Consider the following 283-nt stretch of genomic DNA (forward strand, 5'->3'; position numbering starts at 1 on the left):
GCCCGTGTGAAAGTAGGTAATCGTCAGGCTCCCCAGCAGCATCAGAAACCCCACCCCACAAAAGGTGGGGTTTCTGCATTTACGCAGCCGTCAGCCCTCACTGCCTGCCGATCCGCAGTGCGTTCGCATAACCGGTCAGTTCCAGATAAGCCCGCCCGAGATCCGCGCCATCGCGGCTCACGCGTACCGCGCCCTCCCAGTACACTGCGCCGGTAGACTGCCGCGAGTCCAGTTCCTGGTCGTCCATCAGCGGATCCAGTTGCCATGTCAGCGCACCGGTTCG

The 283-nt window shown here is 62.5% G+C and carries 1 protein-coding gene; it reads right to left on the reverse strand.

All coding sequences use genetic code 11. From position 1 onward, the window contains the following. Positions 1-97: 97 nt before the first annotated feature. A partial coding sequence (locus SB753_RS36520; protein ID WP_410804992.1) for a lipocalin family protein occupies positions 98-283 on the reverse strand: 186 nt, incomplete at its 5' end.

It is taken from the genome of Paraburkholderia sp. SIMBA_053, assembly GCF_046534895.1.
GTDB classification, from domain to species: Bacteria; Pseudomonadota; Gammaproteobacteria; order Burkholderiales; family Burkholderiaceae; genus Paraburkholderia; species Paraburkholderia caledonica.